We start from the raw sequence: 15,477 nt of genomic DNA, 5'->3' as shown, positions 1-15,477 counted from the left end.
GCCCGATCTCAGCAGGCCGGTGGCAGCGTGTGCAGCGTCGAGGCGTACCGCACGGTCGGGGTCACGGCGTAGTCCGTCGGGCCCCGCCCACCGGCGGGGCCGGTCATCGTGGCGTCGACGAGGAGCGCGTCCCCCGGGCCCAGCGGCAGGCCCAGGATCAGCGCTGGCCGGTCGAGCATCCGCGCCCGGCGGAACGGCAGCGGACGTCCCAGCAGGGTCGGGGTGTCGATCCGGCCGCCCCTCGGCCCGACGAGCACGACCTGCACCGCCTGCGATCCCTTCGGCCCGTACGGGGTGCCGAGCACATAGGCGGGGAGGGTGGCGGCGGCGTCGGCAGGCGCCGTGGACCGCAGGGTGAGCGTGACGTCGTAGCGCTGCGCGCCGGCCGCCGTGCAGCCGTCGGTGCGCGCGAGCGTCGATACGTCGAGGTAGTAGCTCATCTTGGCCCGCGTGTCGTCGGAGAGGTACACGCCGACCGCCTGACCGCGGGGCAGCGCGCCGGAGACCGGCGTCGGGGCGATCAGGCGCTGCGTCCGCTCGTCCGCCGACCAGACCAGCAGTCGGCGCTGGTCGATCGCCTGCCGCGCCTGGCGCATCAGCTGCAGCGGGTCGAGGCCGCCGGAGGTGACCTTCTCGAACACGACCCGGACGACCTCGGCGAACACCTCGTCCTGGCGGTCGGGGTCGGGGTAGAGGGCGTAGACCTCGCTGAGCAGGAAGGGCACCACCGTGTCGGCGTCGAGGCGCCGGCCGTCGACCGTGATCGGCCCGGTGGCGCGCATGAGCAGCGAGACGGCGACGGGATCGATCGCCACCACACCGTCGACGTCCAGGCGGGCCACGCGCGCGAGCAGCCGCCGCTGGAGCGACGCCGCGGTCGGGTAGTCGGGGACGAGGTTGGTGTTGCGGAAGTCCTGGGCGACGCCGTCGGTGAACGCCTGCTCGAAGCTCGCGTCGACCGGCGCGACGGGAGCGGTCGCGACGACGTCCTGCCCCGCCCCCTGCCGGCCGACCCGCACGCGGCCGTCGTCGACCCTCAGCTGCGTCCACGCGCCGGGGAGGCCGCCCGTCGAGCGCAGCTCGGCGCTGTTCTGGAACACCAGGGCGTAGGACCGGCGTCCGGCCAGCAGGTCGGCGAGCACGTCGACCGCCGTGCGTCCGCCGTCGACGGAGCCCTGCAGCTCGTCCACCCGCGTCCGCAGGCTCTCCACCGGCTCGGCCACGCGGGACGAGACGCCCGTCGTGTCGAGGGCGTCGAGCCGATCGGCGGCGGCGCGGACGTCCGGCTGGACCCGCGCGAGGACCTCCTGGAGCCGTGCCAGGGCGTCGAGGTCGAGCCCGCCGCCGCGCACCTGGAGGCGATCGAGGGCGGCGCGTGCGATCGAGAGCCGGTCGACGGCCGCCGTGGCGAGGTCGCTACCGGCCGACACCGCGTCGCGCAGCACGCCGACGTCGTCGCCGACCACCGGCAGGGCGGCGATCAGCGCCCACTGCGGCTGGCCGAGGTCGCCGTCCGCGGACGCGAGGTGCTGCTGGACGCGCTGCGCCACCTCGTCGACCCGCGCAGGGGTGAGCCCGTCGCGGTCGTCGAGGGACGCGATCTCGGCGCGCGCCTGCGCCAGCTCGTGGCGCGCGTGCCATGCGGTCCACGCCGTCCAGGCGACGACCAGGAGCACCGTCGCGAGGCCCCCGAGCAGGGCGCGACGGACGACGCCCCGGCGGCCACGAGGGCCGCCGGGGCGGAGGCGTGAGGTCAAGCGATCAGGGGCGACCGGACAGCAGCGCGAGCAGCTGCGCGAACGCGGTCTGCAGCTGCGCGATCTGGTTCGTCAGGTTGGTGATCTGGGTGCTCAGTCCCGTGACCTGGTTCTGCAGCGTGCTGACCTGGTTCGACAGGGTCTGCACGAGCGCGGTGTTGTACGGGTCGGCCGGGCCGGCGGCGTTGGCGGGCCCGACGAGCAGCAGGACGGCGGCGACGGCGATCAGGCCGCCCACCACGGCGAAGGTCTTCTTCATGATCGTTCCTTGGGAGCGGAGGCAGGGAGGGACGCGGACCTACGGTAAAGGCCGCTGACCTGCGCTGTCGCGTCCGAGGACGAATCCGCGGGATCGGTATAGACCGGTCGGTGAACGGCGCGTGACGCCGGTCGTCGGGCGTGACGCGGGTCTCTGAGACACTGGCGGCATGGCCGACGACGAGCGCGAGACCCCATCGATCGCACCTCCGTCCCTGCCGTGGCGTCGGCGCCGCGCCGACCGGCCCGAGCAGGCCGGGCAGCCCGACCAGCCCGACCAGGCCGGGCAGCCCGACCAGCCCGACCAGGCCGGGCAGCCCGAGCCGACCCGGCCGATCGAGCCCGTCGTCCCGACGGAGCGGGCGCCGCAGCCGGACGCCGTCGAGATGCAGACCTGGGACGACGTGCTCGACGCCCCCGCGGCCGAGCAGACGACGCCCGAGGTCTCGTCGTGGAGCGATCCGACGCCGACCGACGACCCCTTCGACCGGTTCTACTCCGCCCCCGAGCCCGCCGAGCGCGCGCCCCGTCGCCAGCGGGCCACCAGGCCCACCAAGGCGGCGAAGCCGCCGCGGGAGCCCCGCTCGACCCGCTCGGCCGCGCCCGCCAAGGCGCCGAAGCCGCCCCGCGCACCCCGAGAGCCCCGCCCGACGCGCCCGGCCCGGGCCGCGCGCACCGCGCCCATCGCCTCGGTGCCGCCGCGCGCCGCCGCAGCCGCCGTCGGCGCGCTGGTCGGGCTCCTGCTCACCGGGCTCACCGTCGGCGCGCTCCGCGGCTGCGGCGCGGTCCGTGGCACCGAGACCTGCGGGGGCGCCGCGGGCACCCTGCTGCTCGTGCTGATCGTCGTCGTCGGCGCACTCCTCGGCCGGCTCGCGCTCGACCTGCTCCGCGCCCCCGAGCCCGGCGGCACGGCGGTGCTCGGCGTCGCGCTGGTGTGCGTCGTCAGCCTGCTGTTCCTCGCCGGATCGCTGACCTCGCCGTGGATGGTCGTCGTCCAGCCGATCCTGGGAGCGCTCGCGTTCCTCGGCGCCCAGCTCGCGTCCACCGCCTTCGAGGAATCCTGACGAGGCGACCGCACGCGGCGAGGGCCGGCGTCCCGTGCGGGACGCCGGCCCTCGCCGTCGTGGGGTCGCTCAGCGGGCGGCGAGCAGCTCCGCGATCTGGACGGTGTTGAGCGCGGCGCCCTTGCGCAGATTGTCGTTGCTGACGAACAGCGCGAGGCCGCGGTCGCCGTCGACGCCGGGGTCCTGCCGGATGCGGCCGACGTAGGACGGGTCCTGCCCGGCGGCCTGCAGCGGCGTCGGGATGTCGGTGAGCTGGACGCCCGGCGCGTCGGCCAGCAGCTCCTTGGCCCGCGCGACCGTCAGCGCCGAGGAGAACTCGGCGTTGATCGCCAGCGAGTGGCCGGTGTAGACGGGCACCCGCACGCAGATGCCCGAGACCCGGAGGTCGGGCAGGCCGAGGATCTTGCGCGACTCGTTCCGCAGCTTCTGCTCCTCGTCGGTCTCCTCCGAGCCGTCGTCGACCAGGCTGCCGGCGAACGGCAGCACGTTGTAGGCGATGGTGCGGCGGTAGACGCCGGGCTCGGGGAAGGCGACGGCCGCGCCGTCGTAGGCCAGCCCGGACGCCTGGTCGCCCGCGGCGGCGATCTGCCCGGAGAGCTCGCTGACGCCGGCCACGCCGGAGCCCGAGACGGCCTGGTAGGTCGAGGCGATCAGCCGGACCAGCCCGGCCTCGTCGTGGAGCGGCTTGAGCACCGGCATCGCGGCCATCGTGGTGCAGTTCGGGTTGGCGATGACGTTCTGCTTCTCGCCCGTGAAGGCCAGCTCGATGTCGCCGGGGTTGACCTCGGAGACCACCAGCGGGATGTCGGGGTCCTTGCGGAAGGCCGAGGAGTTGTCGACCACCACGACGCCGGCGGCGGCGAAGGCCGGCACGAGGGCCCGGGACGTCGTGGCGCCGGCGGAGAACAGGGCGATGTCGAGCCCGGCCGGGTCGGCGGTGGTCGCGTCCTCGACGACGACGTCGCGTCCGGCGTAGCGCAGCGTGGTGCCCGCCGACCGGGGCGAGGCGAGGAAGCGGATCTCGTCGGCGGGGAAGTCCCGCTGCTCGAGGATCTGCCGCATGGCGACGCCCACTTGTCCTGTGGCGCCGACGATGCCGATCTTCACGCCCACGTCAGCGACCCGTCCCGCCGTAGACGACGGCCTCGACCTCGTCGGCGTCGAGGTCGAACGCGGTGTGGGCGGCCTGGACAGCGGCCTCCACCTGGCTGTCGTCGACGATCACCGAGATGCGGATCTCGGAGGTCGAGATCATGCCGATGTTGACGCCGGCCGCGGCGAGCGCGGAGAAGAAGGTGGCCGTGATGCCCGGGTGCGAGCGCATACCGGCGCCGATGAGCGAGACCTTGCCGACCTGGTCGTCGTAGAGCACCTTGTCGTAGCCGATCTCCTCCTGCAGCCGCGCGAGCGCCGCCATGGCGGCCTGCGCATCGGTGCGGGGCAGCGTGAAGGAGATGTCGGTGAGCCCGGTGGCGGCGGCCGAGATGTTCTGCACGACCATGTCGATGTTCACCTCGACGCCCGCGAGCGTCTCGAAGATGCGCGCGGCCTCGCCGACCTTGTCGGGCACCCCGACGACGGTGATCTTGGCCTCCGAGCGGTCGTGCGCGACGCCCGCGATGATCGCGTTCTCCATGGTGGCTTCCTCCGGGTTCTGGCTCGGGTCGGCGACCCAGGTGCCCTCGAGCTGGCTGAACGAGCTGCGGACGTGGATCGGGATGTCGTAGCGGCGCGCGTACTCGACGCAGCGCAGGTGCAGGATCTTCGCGCCGGACGCCGCCATCTCGAGCATCTCCTCGTAGGAGACGCGGTCGAGCTTGCGGGCGGCCTTGACGATGCGCGGATCGGCGGAGAAGACGCCGTCGACGTCGGTGTAGATCTCGCAGACGTCGGCTTGGAGGGCCGCGGCCAGCGCGACCGCGGTGGTGTCGGAGCCGCCCCGTCCCAGCGTGGTGATCTCCTTGGTGTCGCCCGAGACGCCCTGGAAGCCCGCCACGATGACGATGTGGCCCTGGCCGATGGCCTCGACGATGCGGCCGGGCGTCACGTCGATGATCTTGGCCTTGCCGTGCACGGCGTCGGTGATGACGCCCGCCTGCGAGCCGGTGAAGCTGCGGGCGGAGTAGCCGAGGTCGTTGATGGCCATGGAGACCACGGCCATCGAGATCCGCTCGCCGGCGGTCAGCAGCATGTCCATCTCGCGCGCGGGCGGCCGCGGGCTCACCTGCTGCGCGAGGTCGATGAGGTCGTCGGTGGCGTCGCCCATCGCGGAGACCACGACCACCACGTCGTTCCCGGCCTTCCTGGCCTGGACGATGCGGCGTGCGACCCGCTTGATGGCGGCGGCGTCGGACAGCGACGAGCCGCCGTACTTCTGCACCACGATGCCCACGGTGGGCTCCCCCGTTCCGGACCGGCGCGCGGGTCCAGACCGGACGCCGCGGATGACCCGGGGAGTCTATCCGCGCGGCGCCCGCCGGGCCGCGCGCATCTCAGTCGGCCAGGACCTCCTCGGCCACCGCGACCTGGTCGGCGTCGAAGGTCTCGACGTCGAGCCGGTCGTGCGCCACGACGGAGATCAGCGCGTTGAGCGCCGCGCCCGCGAGGTTGCCCCAGGAGGAGACGTAGGAGAACTGCCACCACCACAGCGCCTCCTCGACGTCGCCGCGACGGAAGTGCCGCAGGCCGGTGTCGAGATCGGTGGCGATGCTGGCGAGGTCGTCGGAGAGCCGGCTGCCGACCACCTCGGGCAGGTAGGGGTCGAAGACGAAGACGTAGGAGTCGATCGGCGCCAGCAGGTCGGCCAGCCGCAGTCGCATGGCGTCGAGGTCGGGCTCCGGGCCGACGTCCGGCTGGTAGCGGGTGTCGGGGGTGAAGTCGCGCTGGGCGCCCAGCCGGGCCCCGGCCAGGAGCACCTGGCTGATCTCGAGGAGCAGCAGGGAGATGCTGCTGCCGGCGTCCGACTCCTGGGAGATCGCGCGCAGGGCCAGCAGGAACGACTCCACCTGGTCGGCGATCTGCTGGGCGAAGTCCTCGGTCTCGGCGTCGAGCGGGCCGACGACGGAGACGACCTCGCCCTCGGAGGCGTCGGTGCTCTGGGTGGTCACGCTGCTCATTCTGCGCTCCTGCGGCCGGCGAACGCACGACCGAGGGTGACCTCGTCGGCGTACTCGAGGTCTCCGCCCACGGGCAGACCGCTCGCGAGACGGGACACGGTGATCTCCATGGACCTCAGCATGCGGGTCAGGAAGGTCGCGGTGGCCTCACCCTCGAGGTTCGGGTCGGTGGCGAGGATGACCTCGGTGACGGTGCCGTCGGCCAGCCGCGGCATCAGCTCGCGGATGTGCAGCTGGTCGGGCCCGATGCCGTCGATCGGGCTGATCGCGCCGCCGAGCACGTGGTAGCGACCGCGGTACTCGCGGGTGCGCTCGATCGCGACGACGTCCTTGTACTCCTCGACGACGCACAGCACAGTGGGGTCGCGCCGCGGGTCGCGGCAGATGCGGCACTGGTCGTCCTCGGAGACGTTGAAGCAGATGGTGCAGAACCGCACCCGGCGCTTGACCTCGACCAGCACGTCGGACAGCCGCTGCACGTCGGCCGGGTCGGCCTGCAGCAGGTGGAAGGCGATCCGCTGCGCGCTCTTCGGCCCCACGCCCGGCAGTCGGCCGAGCTCGTCGATGAGGTCCTGGACGACGCCCTCGTACACGCGTGCGCCTCAGAAGCCGAGCTTGCGGGGCGGCGTGCCGCCCTCGTCCGAGCCGGCTCCGCCGCCGGGACCGCCGAGCCCGCCCAGTGCGCCGAGTCCGCCCAGCGCGTCGAGCGCGCCCCCGGCCAGGGGGTCCAGGGAGCTCTCGGCGAGCGCGTCGGCCTGCGCCTTGGCGTCGCGGTAGGCGGCGACGACCAGGTCGCCGAACTCGGCGAGGGAGTCGGCGTCCGCGCCGTCGACCGTGCCGGGCGCGACGACGACCCGGCGCAGCTCGCCGACGCCGTTGACGGTGACCGTGACGGCCTCGCCGCCGGCGCGGCCGCTGACCTCGGCGTCCGCGAGCCGCTGCTGGGCGGCGGCGAGCTGCTCCTGCATCGCCTGCGCCTGCTGCAGCAGGCCGCCGAGGTCGAGGCCGCCGCCGAGGGCGTCGAAGGGGTTCTGGCTCATGGGGTCACCTCGGGTCGGGACGGGCGGCGGACGCGGACGGCGCGCGGATGGTCGGGACCAGCCTGCCGGATCACTGGTGGGGGATCTCCTCGATGATCCGGGCGCCGAGCTCGCGCTCGAGCAGCGCCGCGCCGCCGAGCTCGTCGGAGTCGGCGTCGGGATCGTCCGGATGGGCCTCGGCGTCGGCGGCGGCGAGGTCGCCCGCGCGAGCCGCCTGGGCCGCCTGGGCGGCGGTGCCGGCGTCGGACGGACGGGTGGTCGCGATGGCCTCGCGAGCCGCGGCCAGGGCGGCGTTGCCCGGGCGTCCGCCGGGGTCGGGCGGCGGTGGCGGGGCGTCGTCGGGCTCCTCGTCGAGCCAGGCCGGCGGCCGGGCGTCGGTGAGCCGATCGGCGGGCGGACCGGACGCCGGGCCGGACGCCGGGCCGGGTGCCTCGGGGCCGGGGGCGCGGGACTCGCCGAAGGCAGGACCGGCCGGCGCTGCCGGGGCGGCCGGAGCCGGCGGTGCGGCCGGCGGCGCAGCGGCAGGAGCCGGAGCGGCCGGACGGGTGACGACCGGGCCGTCGGGCGTCGCGCCGGGGTCGACGATGGTCTCGATCCGCCAGGCCACCCCGACGACGTCGATGGCCGCCTGCCGGACGATCTCGACGCTGCCGCCCCGCTCGAAGGACTCGCGGGCGCCAGCGTTGGCGAAGCCGAGGGTCAGGGTCGTGGCGTCGACCGCGACCACCTGGGCGTTCTGGGTGAGGTGGATCCAGGTCATGCGTCGACGCGCCTTGGTGACCTCGACGATGTCCGGCCAGAGCCGTCGCACCTCGACCAGGCTCAGCGCGCTGCCCGACGGCGTGGTGGCCACGGGAGGCTCGGCGGCCGCCGGGGCCGCCGGGGCCGCCGGGGCCGCCGGGGCCGCCGGGGCCGCCGGGGCAGCCGGGGCCGCCGGGGCCGCCGGGGCAGCCGGAGCCGCCGGCGCGGGCGCCGCGCTCGCGGGGCTGTCGGGGCCCGCCGGGGCGGGCGGCTCCGGCTCGGGCCGCTGCTCGTCGGCACCGACCGTCGGCTCCTGCAGCTCGGGCGGGGTCGAGGTGAGCACGGTGGGCGGGGTCGAGGTGAGCGGACGACGAGCCGGCGTCGGCTCGGGCACCCGGGTGGCCTCGGCGGGCGGCTCGCCCGGCGCCGAGGCCGGCGACTCCGCGACCGGGGGACGCGGCTCGGCGCGGTCCTGGACCGGAGGGGTGGTGGGCGTGGTCTCGGGCGCGGCGGGCGGGACCGCCGGAGCCGGCGAGGGGGACGCGACCGTGGGGCGGACGGCAGGCGAGGGCGTGCCGACGACCGACAGGCGCTTCTCGAGCCGGTCGAGGCGCGCCATGAGGCCGTCGGAGGTGTGGTCGGCCCCGGGCAGCAGGATGCGGGCGCAGATCAGCTCGAGCAGCAGCCGCGGCGCGGTCGCGCCCCGCATCTCGGTGAGCCCGGCGGCGACGAGGTCGGCGGCGCGGGTCAGCTCGCTGGCGCCGAAGCGCGCGGTCTGCGCGACCAGCCGCTCGCCCTGGTCCTCGGAGACGTCGATCAGGCCGGTCGCGGGCGCGTCGGGGACGGCCGCGACGATCACGAGGTCGCGCAGTCGGCGCAGGAGGTCCTCGGTGAACCGCCGGGGGTCCTGGCCGGTCTCGATGACCTTGTCGACCACCCCGAAAACCGCGCTCCCGTCGCCGGCGGCGAAGGCGTCGACGACCTCGTCGAGCAGGGAGTCGGGCGTGTAGCCGAGGAGCCCGGTGGCCAGCGCGTGCGTGACGCCCTCGGGCCCGGCGCCGCCCAGGAGCTGGTCGAGCACCGACAGGGTGTCGCGCGCGGAGCCGGCGCCCGCCCGCACGACGAGCGGCAGGGCGGCCGGCTCGATCGGGACGCCCTCGCGCTCGCACAGCTCGGAGAGGTAGGCCGACAGCAGGCGCGGCGGGATCAGCCGGAACGGGTAGTGGTGGGTGCGCGAGCGGATCGTCGGCAGCACCTTGTCGGGCTCGGTGGTGGCGAAGATGAACCGCAGGTGCGGCGGAGGCTCCTCGACCAGCTTGAGCAGGGCGTTGAAGCCCTGCGTCGTGACCATGTGGGCCTCGTCGATGATGTAGACCTTGTAGCGGCTGCGCACCGGCGCGAAGAACGCCTTCTCGCGCAGGTCGCGCGCGTCGTCGACGCCGCCGTGCGACGCCGCGTCGATCTCGATCACGTCGATCGAGCCCGGGCCGCCCCGGGCGAGGTCGCGGCAGGAGTCGCACTCGCCGCAGGGGTCGGCGATCGGCGCTCGCTCGCAGTTGAGGGCGCGGGCGAGGATGCGCGCGCTGGTGGTCTTGCCGCAGCCGCGCGGGCCGGAGAAGAGGTAGGCGTGGTTGACCCGGTTGTTCGCGAGGGCCGCGCGCAGGGGGTCGGTCACGTGCTCCTGCCCGATGACCTCGCGGAAGGTCTCGGGACGGTAGCGGCGGTACAGCGCCAGCGGTGACTCCACGTCAGCACCCTAACGACGCGCGGGGACATTCCCGCCCGGAGGAGGTCGACGGCCCGCCCGGGCGGAGCCCCCTGGACGCAGAGGCCCCCCGCGTACCCGACAGAGCCTGCCTACCCTTGCTGCCTTCCGGCCCTGGGGGAGTTCGGTGGGATGCCGCCACGCGGGGGGTTGCGGGGAGTCTAGGCGTCGCGGCACGCGACGACCAAGCCGGTGCGCGGCGTCCCCGGCCACGGCCCCGTCCAGCGGATTTCGTGGGGTCCGAGCCCACCGGTACCCTCCTCGGCGGAGGTATCGCCTAGTGGCCTATGGCGCTCGCTTGGAAAGCGGGTTGGGTTAACAGCCCTCGGGGGTTCGAATCCCCCTACCTCCGCCATAAGACGCTTAGTCGAAACCTGGAGGTCCTTGACACCCAGGGAAGCGACTAGGTGGCTCAGGGTATGAGTAGCGCCCCGGGCGCGCGTGGTCTTCTGACCAGCGCGACCCGGGGTGCTGTTCGTTAGGACCTTCTCCAAGACGCTTACGGGCTTCCCGTGGAGGTCTGCCGCCTCGGTGATCTCCTTGAACGGGTCGCGGAGCTCAGCGCCGCGTACACCGCCCTCGTCCACGAACAACCGCTTGAAGACGGCGTCGTTGAGGGCAGCGCGTGCAGTGTCCTCGGCGTCGGCGTAGAGCAGTCGCACGTCGGCGGCGAGTCGGATCGCGTCCTCAAGCAGTGATGCGCCGACAGCCAGGGCGGCGTCGCTCTGGCTGAGGTCGGCCTCGAGCCGAGCCCGGTCCTCGTTGATCTTGTTCAGGCGCTCGCGGATCTTGTGCTGCGGGAGGCCTTCTTCGGCGAGGTCGATGAGTCGTTCCTCGCGCTTCTCGATGTCTACCAGCTTCTTCTTGAGCGCAGCATGGAGTTCCCGCAGCGTCGACTGCTCGTCCGCCACGGCTGCGTGGACGTTGTCCACGATGCAGGTCACGAAGTCTTCGGGCAGGTGCAGGGTGCCGTAGTGCCGCACGACGTAGTCCTCGACCAGTTCGGCGGGCAGGTACGGCAGATCGCACTCGCCGCCACGGCGGCCCATGCAGAAGAAGTAGGCGTACTCGTTGCCCTTGGCGTTCGCCATGGTGAAGACGAGCGGGTTGCGTCGTCCGGCTTGCTCGCAACGCTCGCAGTAGAGCAGCTTCTTGAGGTAGTGGAAGTGCGTCCGGTCGCGTCGGGTCGGCGCGGAGCGCTCCTTGAGGATCTCCTGTACGACGGCAAACAGTTCTGGGCTGACGATCGCCTCGTGACGTCCGGGGTACAGCTCGGCCTTGTAGCGCACCAATCCCATGTAGTACGGATCGGCTAGCATGGTGTGCCACTTGTTCACCGAGACGGTGCGGGCACCGGGGTGCCGACGCGTCGAGCGGGTCGTCAAGCCGCGGTCGGTCATAGTCTGGGCGAGCTTCTCCAGTGAGTAGTCGCCGGTGGCGTACAACTCGAAGCCTTGCCGGATGAGGTCAGCACGGGCGGGGTCGAGAGTCACGGCGCTGACCATGCGACCTTCGAAGTCCTCCTTGGTGTTGAGGTAGCCGAGTGGCGCACGGCCGATGGTGCCGCCGAGCTTGGCCTTGTGCGCCAGTTTGCGGGCGATATCTTGTCCCTCGGATGCAGAGCGGTACTGGTTGATTGCAGCCAGGATGCCCCGGGTCATCTGTCCGGCCGGGGAGTCATCGATGTTCTCAGTGGCGGAGATCAGCTGCACGCCAGCGGCGTCCATCTGCAGCATCACGAGGGCGTCGTCGATGCGGTTCCGGTTCAGCCGGCTCAGTTGGTAGACCATCACGTAGTCGACATCGCGCTGACTGCTAATCCGCTTCATCATGTCCTGGAAGGCGGGACGTCCCTGCACGTTGGTGCCCGACTTACCGAGTTCGACGTACTCGTCCACGATGGTCAGACCCTCGCGGGCAGCCTTGCTCTCACAGATCGACCGCTGCGCCGGTACCGAGAGTCCTTCGGGGTCGTAGTCGGTCTCGACCTGGCTCTTGGACGAGACGCGCAGGTAGAGCACGACCCGGGTGCCGGGTGTCGCCGAGGTGGCAGATGGTGGTCGCGTGGTCGCGGCAGGTTGCGTGTTCATGGTTTCATTCCTCCTTTCGTGTCAGCTATGCCGTGGTGGCCGATTCGTCAGATTCTTCGACTGGTACGGGTTCCAGCACCTTCGGCACAAGGTCTTGGCCGTGCTCGGCAAGCCACTCGTCCAGCATCATCGTGATCTGGTTGAGCGAATGTGGTGATAGCTCGGCTAGTCTGCGGACGAGTTCGGGCTCCAGGAGCGGCACCTGTTCGGCGGGATATCCCGCCAGTCGGAAGAGCCGGTACATCGGCATTCCGAGCGGGCCAGTGAGGGCCACGAGGTGCGCCGGGTTGACCTTCTTGACCTGGTCGTTCTCCAGCTTGTGGACCTGACCGACCGCGATGCCCGCCTCCTGGCTGAGCTTCGCGATGGTCAGACCCCGCTCGATGCGAGCCTGTTTGAGAACCGCGCCGAGTGTCATTTCATTTGGTCGGTGTTTGCTTTGTGAAGTCATATTGCATTTCTTCCTCTTTCCATATTCCATTATACGGACAATTTCACGATTGTGAAGACCTATTCTCATAATTGGGAATGCGGGAATCGGTTTTCGACTTCTTTGTCTGTTGAATTGGTGGGGACCGGCGAGACGACGTCTCGAGCCGGTCCCCACCGGGAGGATCAGCACTCGCGCGAGTGCCTCACCCCTTTGCGCTGCGACTGCTGCCACGGGTTGTGGTAGCGGTCTTGGGCGCTTCCTTGTTGGACGAACCGAACAGGGCCTTGAGGGCCTCACGCTGGGCCTCGGCCTCGCGGTCGATCTCTGCGGTCAGTTCCTGGGCCTTGGCCGTGATCGCGGGATCACTGGCCAGAACCTCGAGGTGCTTCTCGATGGCGGTGCGGATGGTGTCCGTGACCGTCGAGCCGCTGAGCTTCGACAGCATGCCGATGCGGGCGTGCAGTTCGTCGTCCAATCGGACGGCGAGTGTCTTCATGACCTGCCTTCTCCTTCCTGAGGGGGTTCTCCCGAACCGCTCCCACTCGGGGAGCCGTTCGGCCACTTCCTCGGGGTGGTGCGACCGGCGAAAGCGGGATGCCTTCACGTGTGCGGTCGCAGGCCCCCGACGAAGGCCTCGCTTGGGTCGGTGGTCAGAGCGTGGAGAACACGTAGATGCCTCCTCCTGGTGCCTGCTCGGTGTAGACGTCGCCGCTGAGTTCGGCGTCGCGCGCCCAGCCTTCGTAGTCGATGTGTAGGTAGGGCCGGATGGCTTCCGGGATGGCACCCATCTGCAGGAATCCGTCCAGGTTGAGGTCATCGAGCACCTCCCGTCCCCAGGCCTCCTGCGACTCGTACTCACCCAGGTAGGCGTCCTCGAAGCCGTCCAGCATGGCCTCGTCGCCGTCGTGGAGTTCGGCCCAGGCTGCGAAGGCGTGCCCGTGCTCACGGATGCCGCGTGCCACCCGGGCGACGTGCTCCAGCGAGTCGTACTGCTCGACCCGGTAGCTGCCGAACTCGTCGTCGTCGAAGATGGCCCATTCCTCGGCGTCCGGCTCGGGGCTGCGGGAGAGGATCTCCTGCGCACTCCGGACGAGGTCTTCGCCCTCGACGGCCGCATCGACCCAGTCGCCGTGCAGTTCGCCGTTGTTGTACGCCGCCAGGCACCCGATCCAGACCATCGGCCGGAGCGTGAGCTTGTCGGCACGCTCGATCCGTCCCTCGTCGGTGATCTCAGCGCTGTAGATGTCGCCGACTTCCTCCTGACGGGCCCAGGGCTCGTGCGGGTTGTCTGTCCCGGGCAGGTCTCGCCGCAGCTCGGGTTCTTCTGGTTGTTGTGGTTGGTTTGGGTGCTTCTCACTCATGCCACCTCCTTTCGTTCACTTGATTCGGATGAGCGCCGGGGTCGACGGTGGCGCTCGGATTGGATGCGTTCTTCTGCCAGGGCGATGTAGTCGGGGTTCAGCTCGATGCCGAGCCAGTCGCGGCCGAGGTTCTCCGCCGCGATAGCCGTCGTCCCCGAGCCCATGAATGGGTCGAGGACCAGTCCCGGCTCACTCGGTGCGTCGCACTCGCACATCGCTTGGAGTGCCAGCCGGGTCGCCACGGCCCCGAGCCGGCGAACCGGTCGCTCCCAGGCCGTCCGGCACCGCACGCAGCGGGCTTCCGGTGTCCCGGCCATGACCATGCGCTCGGCGAGCTTGACCGGGTAGGTGGCGAAGTGCGCGCCTCGGTAGCTGCTGACGGCCAATTGCCAGACGTCGGCCGGGTTCTTGCCGAGCGGGTGCCCTTGGACACCGGCGGCGTGCAGGGCATCGAGGCCCCGATCACTGTCACTGTTGGGGCCGAGCCACTCCGGCCGCCCCTCACGCTTCGGGATAGCCCGGGGCTTGGTCGGCTTGCTGACATGCGGCACCCGGATGGCGTCGAGGTCGAAGAAGTACTTCGGCGACCGGGCCAGCAGATAGATGACCTCATGCTTGGTCGCCAGCCGATCCCGCACGCTGCTCGGGATGGTGTTGGTCTTGGCCCAGACGATCTTGTTCCGGATGATCCAGCCGTCCTCGACCAACCTCATGGCCAACCGCTCCGGCCCGAACAGCAGGCCCTTACGCGGTGCGCCTTCGCGTTGGTGGGTGCTGTAGCTGTCTCCGAGGTTCAGCCACACCGTGCCGGTCGGCATCAGCACCCGGGCTGCCTCGCGTAGGAGTTCGCGAAGCCCATCGACCCACTCATCGACGTGACCCTCCAGCCCGATCTGTCCCTCGGTGCCGTAGTTGCGCAGCCGGAAGTACGGCGGGCTGGTAACGATGGAGTCGACCGAGGCGCCCGGCAGCGACTTCAGACGTTGGAGGGCATCGCCGAGCAGGATCTCGTTTCGAGGCGCCCGGGTCATGAGACGCCTCCGGCCAGGACTTGTGTGAGGGTCTCCGGGGTCGCGAAGCGGTACATCGCCGCGGTCAGGCTGCGGCTGCGCTCGATGGAGGCCCGGAGTTTCGCGACGCGCCCTTGGTCGACGAACAGCCACAGCACCAGCGGGAAGGTGCCCCGCTTGTTCTGTTCCACGCCTGCGCGGCGGTACTCCTCGTACTGCTGGCACTTCTTCACCAGCGTCGGGATGGACTCCGTACCGAGGTCTACCTCGATGAAGTACAGATCGGTGAAGTCGGCGGTGGAGATCTCGGCGTACAAGTCCGGCTGAAGCCAGCGCAGCTCACCACCGGGGCCTTGGTACTTGCGCCACGACGCAGGCTCGACCTCGACGGCGATCTCCTCGATGGGCTCGATTCGTTCGTGTTGCTGTAGCAGTACGTGGACATCCGCCACTGCCAGCTGATGGGTCAGGAACCGATCGGACAGCTGTTCTGGGCGTCGGCGCTTGCCGTCGCCGTGGACGAGCCGCAGGCCTGCCGGGGCGAGCTGCCAGATGGTGGCCTCGCTCCCGGCCCGAACGCCACCGACCCGGCGATCGAGGGCGCGCAGCAGTCCGTCGCGCTGCAGCCGGGCCAGGACACGCCGGGTGGTTCGGGAGGCGGAGGCGGCGCTCTGGTGGTCGATGAAGCAGAAGTGCTGGATCTGGTGGGTGGTCAGGAACCGGTGCTCGGCGACCAGCCGCAGCACCTCGAAGTCGCGCTCGGACTGAACCGTCCCCGGTTCAGTGACTGGCGAGTTCTCCCGACAGCTGCTGCTGACCGGGGTTGATCTGACGGTAATAGG

At 71.3% G+C, this 15,477-nt stretch carries 15 protein-coding genes, 1 tRNA gene, 1 other RNA gene and 1 pseudogene; 3 read left to right on the top strand and 15 right to left on the bottom strand.

The features are described from left to right. Nucleotides 1-8: 8 nt before the first annotated feature. On the bottom strand, nucleotides 9-1,757 hold the full coding sequence (locus K8Z61_RS17620; RefSeq protein ID WP_224131490.1) for a DUF4012 domain-containing protein: 1,749 nt from the start codon (nucleotides 1,755-1,757) through the stop codon (nucleotides 9-11). 4 nt (nucleotides 1,758-1,761) lie between these two features. Then, on the bottom strand, nucleotides 1,762-2,016 hold the full coding sequence (locus K8Z61_RS17615; RefSeq protein WP_224131488.1) for a hypothetical protein: 255 nt from the start codon (nucleotides 2,014-2,016) through the stop codon (nucleotides 1,762-1,764). Nucleotides 2,017-2,185: 169 nt separating this feature from the next. Between K8Z61_RS17615 and K8Z61_RS17610 the strand changes: the two genes are divergently transcribed. Continuing rightward, complete coding sequence (locus K8Z61_RS17610; protein ID WP_224131485.1) at nucleotides 2,186-3,079, top strand: hypothetical protein; 894 nt, start codon at nucleotides 2,186-2,188, stop codon at nucleotides 3,077-3,079. A 69-nt stretch (nucleotides 3,080-3,148) separates the two neighbouring features. Here the strand turns inward: K8Z61_RS17610 and K8Z61_RS17605 are convergent, their stop codons facing one another. From K8Z61_RS17605 to ffs, 7 genes are all read right to left on the bottom strand, one after another. Continuing rightward, nucleotides 3,149-4,141 (bottom strand): aspartate-semialdehyde dehydrogenase, encoded by a 993-nt coding sequence (locus tag K8Z61_RS17605; RefSeq protein WP_374227995.1) that lies wholly within the window; start codon nucleotides 4,139-4,141, stop codon nucleotides 3,149-3,151. Nucleotides 4,142-4,193: 52 nt separating this feature from the next. Then, complete coding sequence (locus K8Z61_RS17600; RefSeq protein ID WP_224131483.1) at nucleotides 4,194-5,471, bottom strand: aspartate kinase; 1,278 nt, start codon at nucleotides 5,469-5,471, stop codon at nucleotides 4,194-4,196. A 100-nt stretch (nucleotides 5,472-5,571) separates the two neighbouring features. Then, complete coding sequence (locus tag K8Z61_RS17595; RefSeq protein ID WP_224131481.1) at nucleotides 5,572-6,195, bottom strand: DUF5063 domain-containing protein; 624 nt, start codon at nucleotides 6,193-6,195, stop codon at nucleotides 5,572-5,574. Continuing rightward, on the bottom strand, nucleotides 6,192-6,788 hold the full coding sequence (recR, locus tag K8Z61_RS17590) for a recombination mediator RecR (protein WP_224131479.1): 597 nt from the start codon (nucleotides 6,786-6,788) through the stop codon (nucleotides 6,192-6,194). Before recR ends, K8Z61_RS17595 begins: the two co-directional genes overlap by 4 nt. A gap of 9 nt (nucleotides 6,789-6,797) precedes the next feature. Then, nucleotides 6,798-7,235 carry a YbaB/EbfC family nucleoid-associated protein gene (locus K8Z61_RS17585; RefSeq protein WP_224131477.1) on the bottom strand — a complete coding sequence of 146 codons (438 nt, stop codon included), beginning with the start codon at nucleotides 7,233-7,235 and terminating at the stop codon, nucleotides 6,798-6,800. A gap of 70 nt (nucleotides 7,236-7,305) precedes the next feature. Beyond that, nucleotides 7,306-9,723 carry a DNA polymerase III subunit gamma and tau gene (locus tag K8Z61_RS17580; protein ID WP_224131476.1) on the bottom strand — a complete coding sequence of 806 codons (2,418 nt, stop codon included), beginning with the start codon at nucleotides 9,721-9,723 and terminating at the stop codon, nucleotides 7,306-7,308. 79 nt (nucleotides 9,724-9,802) lie between these two features. Next, nucleotides 9,803-9,893: signal recognition particle sRNA small type (ffs, locus tag K8Z61_RS17575), an RNA gene on the bottom strand. 114 nt (nucleotides 9,894-10,007) lie between these two features. On the opposite strand from ffs, the gene K8Z61_RS17570 reads away from it, so the two are divergent. Beyond that, a tRNA-Ser gene (locus tag K8Z61_RS17570) sits at nucleotides 10,008-10,096 on the top strand. A 157-nt stretch (nucleotides 10,097-10,253) separates the two neighbouring features. Next, nucleotides 10,254-10,439: a hypothetical protein gene (locus K8Z61_RS17565; protein WP_224131475.1), complete on the top strand. Its 186-nt coding sequence runs from the start codon at nucleotides 10,254-10,256 to the stop codon at nucleotides 10,437-10,439. Nucleotides 10,440-10,775: 336 nt separating this feature from the next. Here K8Z61_RS17565 and K8Z61_RS19500 read toward each other — a convergent pair. From K8Z61_RS19500 to K8Z61_RS17535, 6 genes and pseudogenes are all read right to left on the bottom strand, one after another. Beyond that, nucleotides 10,776-11,831: pseudogene (locus K8Z61_RS19500) on the bottom strand (recombinase family protein); the annotation flags it as partial. A gap of 25 nt (nucleotides 11,832-11,856) precedes the next feature. Next, the gene (locus K8Z61_RS17555; protein WP_224131471.1) at nucleotides 11,857-12,312 is read right to left on the bottom strand and encodes a helix-turn-helix domain-containing protein; all 456 of its coding nucleotides are present in this window, start codon (nucleotides 12,310-12,312) and stop codon (nucleotides 11,857-11,859) included. 154 nt (nucleotides 12,313-12,466) lie between these two features. Continuing rightward, nucleotides 12,467-12,760 carry a hypothetical protein gene (locus K8Z61_RS17550; RefSeq protein ID WP_224131469.1) on the bottom strand — a complete coding sequence of 98 codons (294 nt, stop codon included), beginning with the start codon at nucleotides 12,758-12,760 and terminating at the stop codon, nucleotides 12,467-12,469. Nucleotides 12,761-12,914: 154 nt separating this feature from the next. Beyond that, nucleotides 12,915-13,625, bottom strand: coding sequence for an antirestriction protein ArdA (locus K8Z61_RS17545; protein WP_224131467.1), 711 nt, complete (start codon nucleotides 13,623-13,625; stop codon nucleotides 12,915-12,917). Further along, nucleotides 13,622-14,656 carry a site-specific DNA-methyltransferase gene (locus K8Z61_RS17540; protein WP_224131465.1) on the bottom strand — a complete coding sequence of 345 codons (1,035 nt, stop codon included), beginning with the start codon at nucleotides 14,654-14,656 and terminating at the stop codon, nucleotides 13,622-13,624. Before K8Z61_RS17540 ends, K8Z61_RS17545 begins: the two co-directional genes overlap by 4 nt. Then, on the bottom strand, nucleotides 14,653-15,477 hold an 825-nt coding region (locus tag K8Z61_RS17535; protein ID WP_224131463.1), incomplete at its 5' end, for a replication-relaxation family protein. The genes K8Z61_RS17540 and K8Z61_RS17535, both read right to left, overlap by 4 nt.

The sequence above is a fragment of the Nocardioides sp. TRM66260-LWL genome (assembly GCF_020075545.1).
In the GTDB taxonomy this organism is placed as follows: Bacteria; Actinomycetota; Actinomycetes; order Propionibacteriales; family Nocardioidaceae; genus Nocardioides.
The sequence above is the reverse complement of the archived record's forward strand: the minus strand, read 5'-3'. Positions and strand labels throughout refer to the sequence as shown.

What these genes read in the sequence shown, in the direction of transcription:
- K8Z61_RS17615 (WP_224131488.1), bottom strand. Translation starts at nt 2,016, where the DNA reads ATGAAGAAGACCTTCGCCGTGGTGGGCGGCCTGATCGCCGTCGCCGCC.
- K8Z61_RS17610 (WP_224131485.1), top strand. Translation starts at nt 2,186, where the DNA reads ATGGCCGACGACGAGCGCGAGACCCCATCGATCGCACCTCCGTCCCTG.
- K8Z61_RS17605 (WP_374227995.1), bottom strand. Translation starts at nt 4,141, where the DNA reads ATGCGGCAGATCCTCGAGCAGCGGGACTTCCCCGCCGACGAGATCCGC.
- K8Z61_RS17595 (WP_224131481.1), bottom strand. Translation starts at nt 6,195, where the DNA reads ATGAGCAGCGTGACCACCCAGAGCACCGACGCCTCCGAGGGCGAGGTC.
- K8Z61_RS17585 (WP_224131477.1), bottom strand. Translation starts at nt 7,235, where the DNA reads ATGAGCCAGAACCCCTTCGACGCCCTCGGCGGCGGCCTCGACCTCGGC.
- K8Z61_RS17555 (WP_224131471.1), bottom strand. Translation starts at nt 12,312, where the DNA reads ATGGAATATGGAAAGAGGAAGAAATGCAATATGACTTCACAAAGCAAA.
- K8Z61_RS17550 (WP_224131469.1), bottom strand. Translation starts at nt 12,760, where the DNA reads ATGAAGACACTCGCCGTCCGATTGGACGACGAACTGCACGCCCGCATC.
- K8Z61_RS17545 (WP_224131467.1), bottom strand. Translation starts at nt 13,625, where the DNA reads ATGAGTGAGAAGCACCCAAACCAACCACAACAACCAGAAGAACCCGAG.
- K8Z61_RS17540 (WP_224131465.1), bottom strand. Translation starts at nt 14,656, where the DNA reads ATGACCCGGGCGCCTCGAAACGAGATCCTGCTCGGCGATGCCCTCCAA.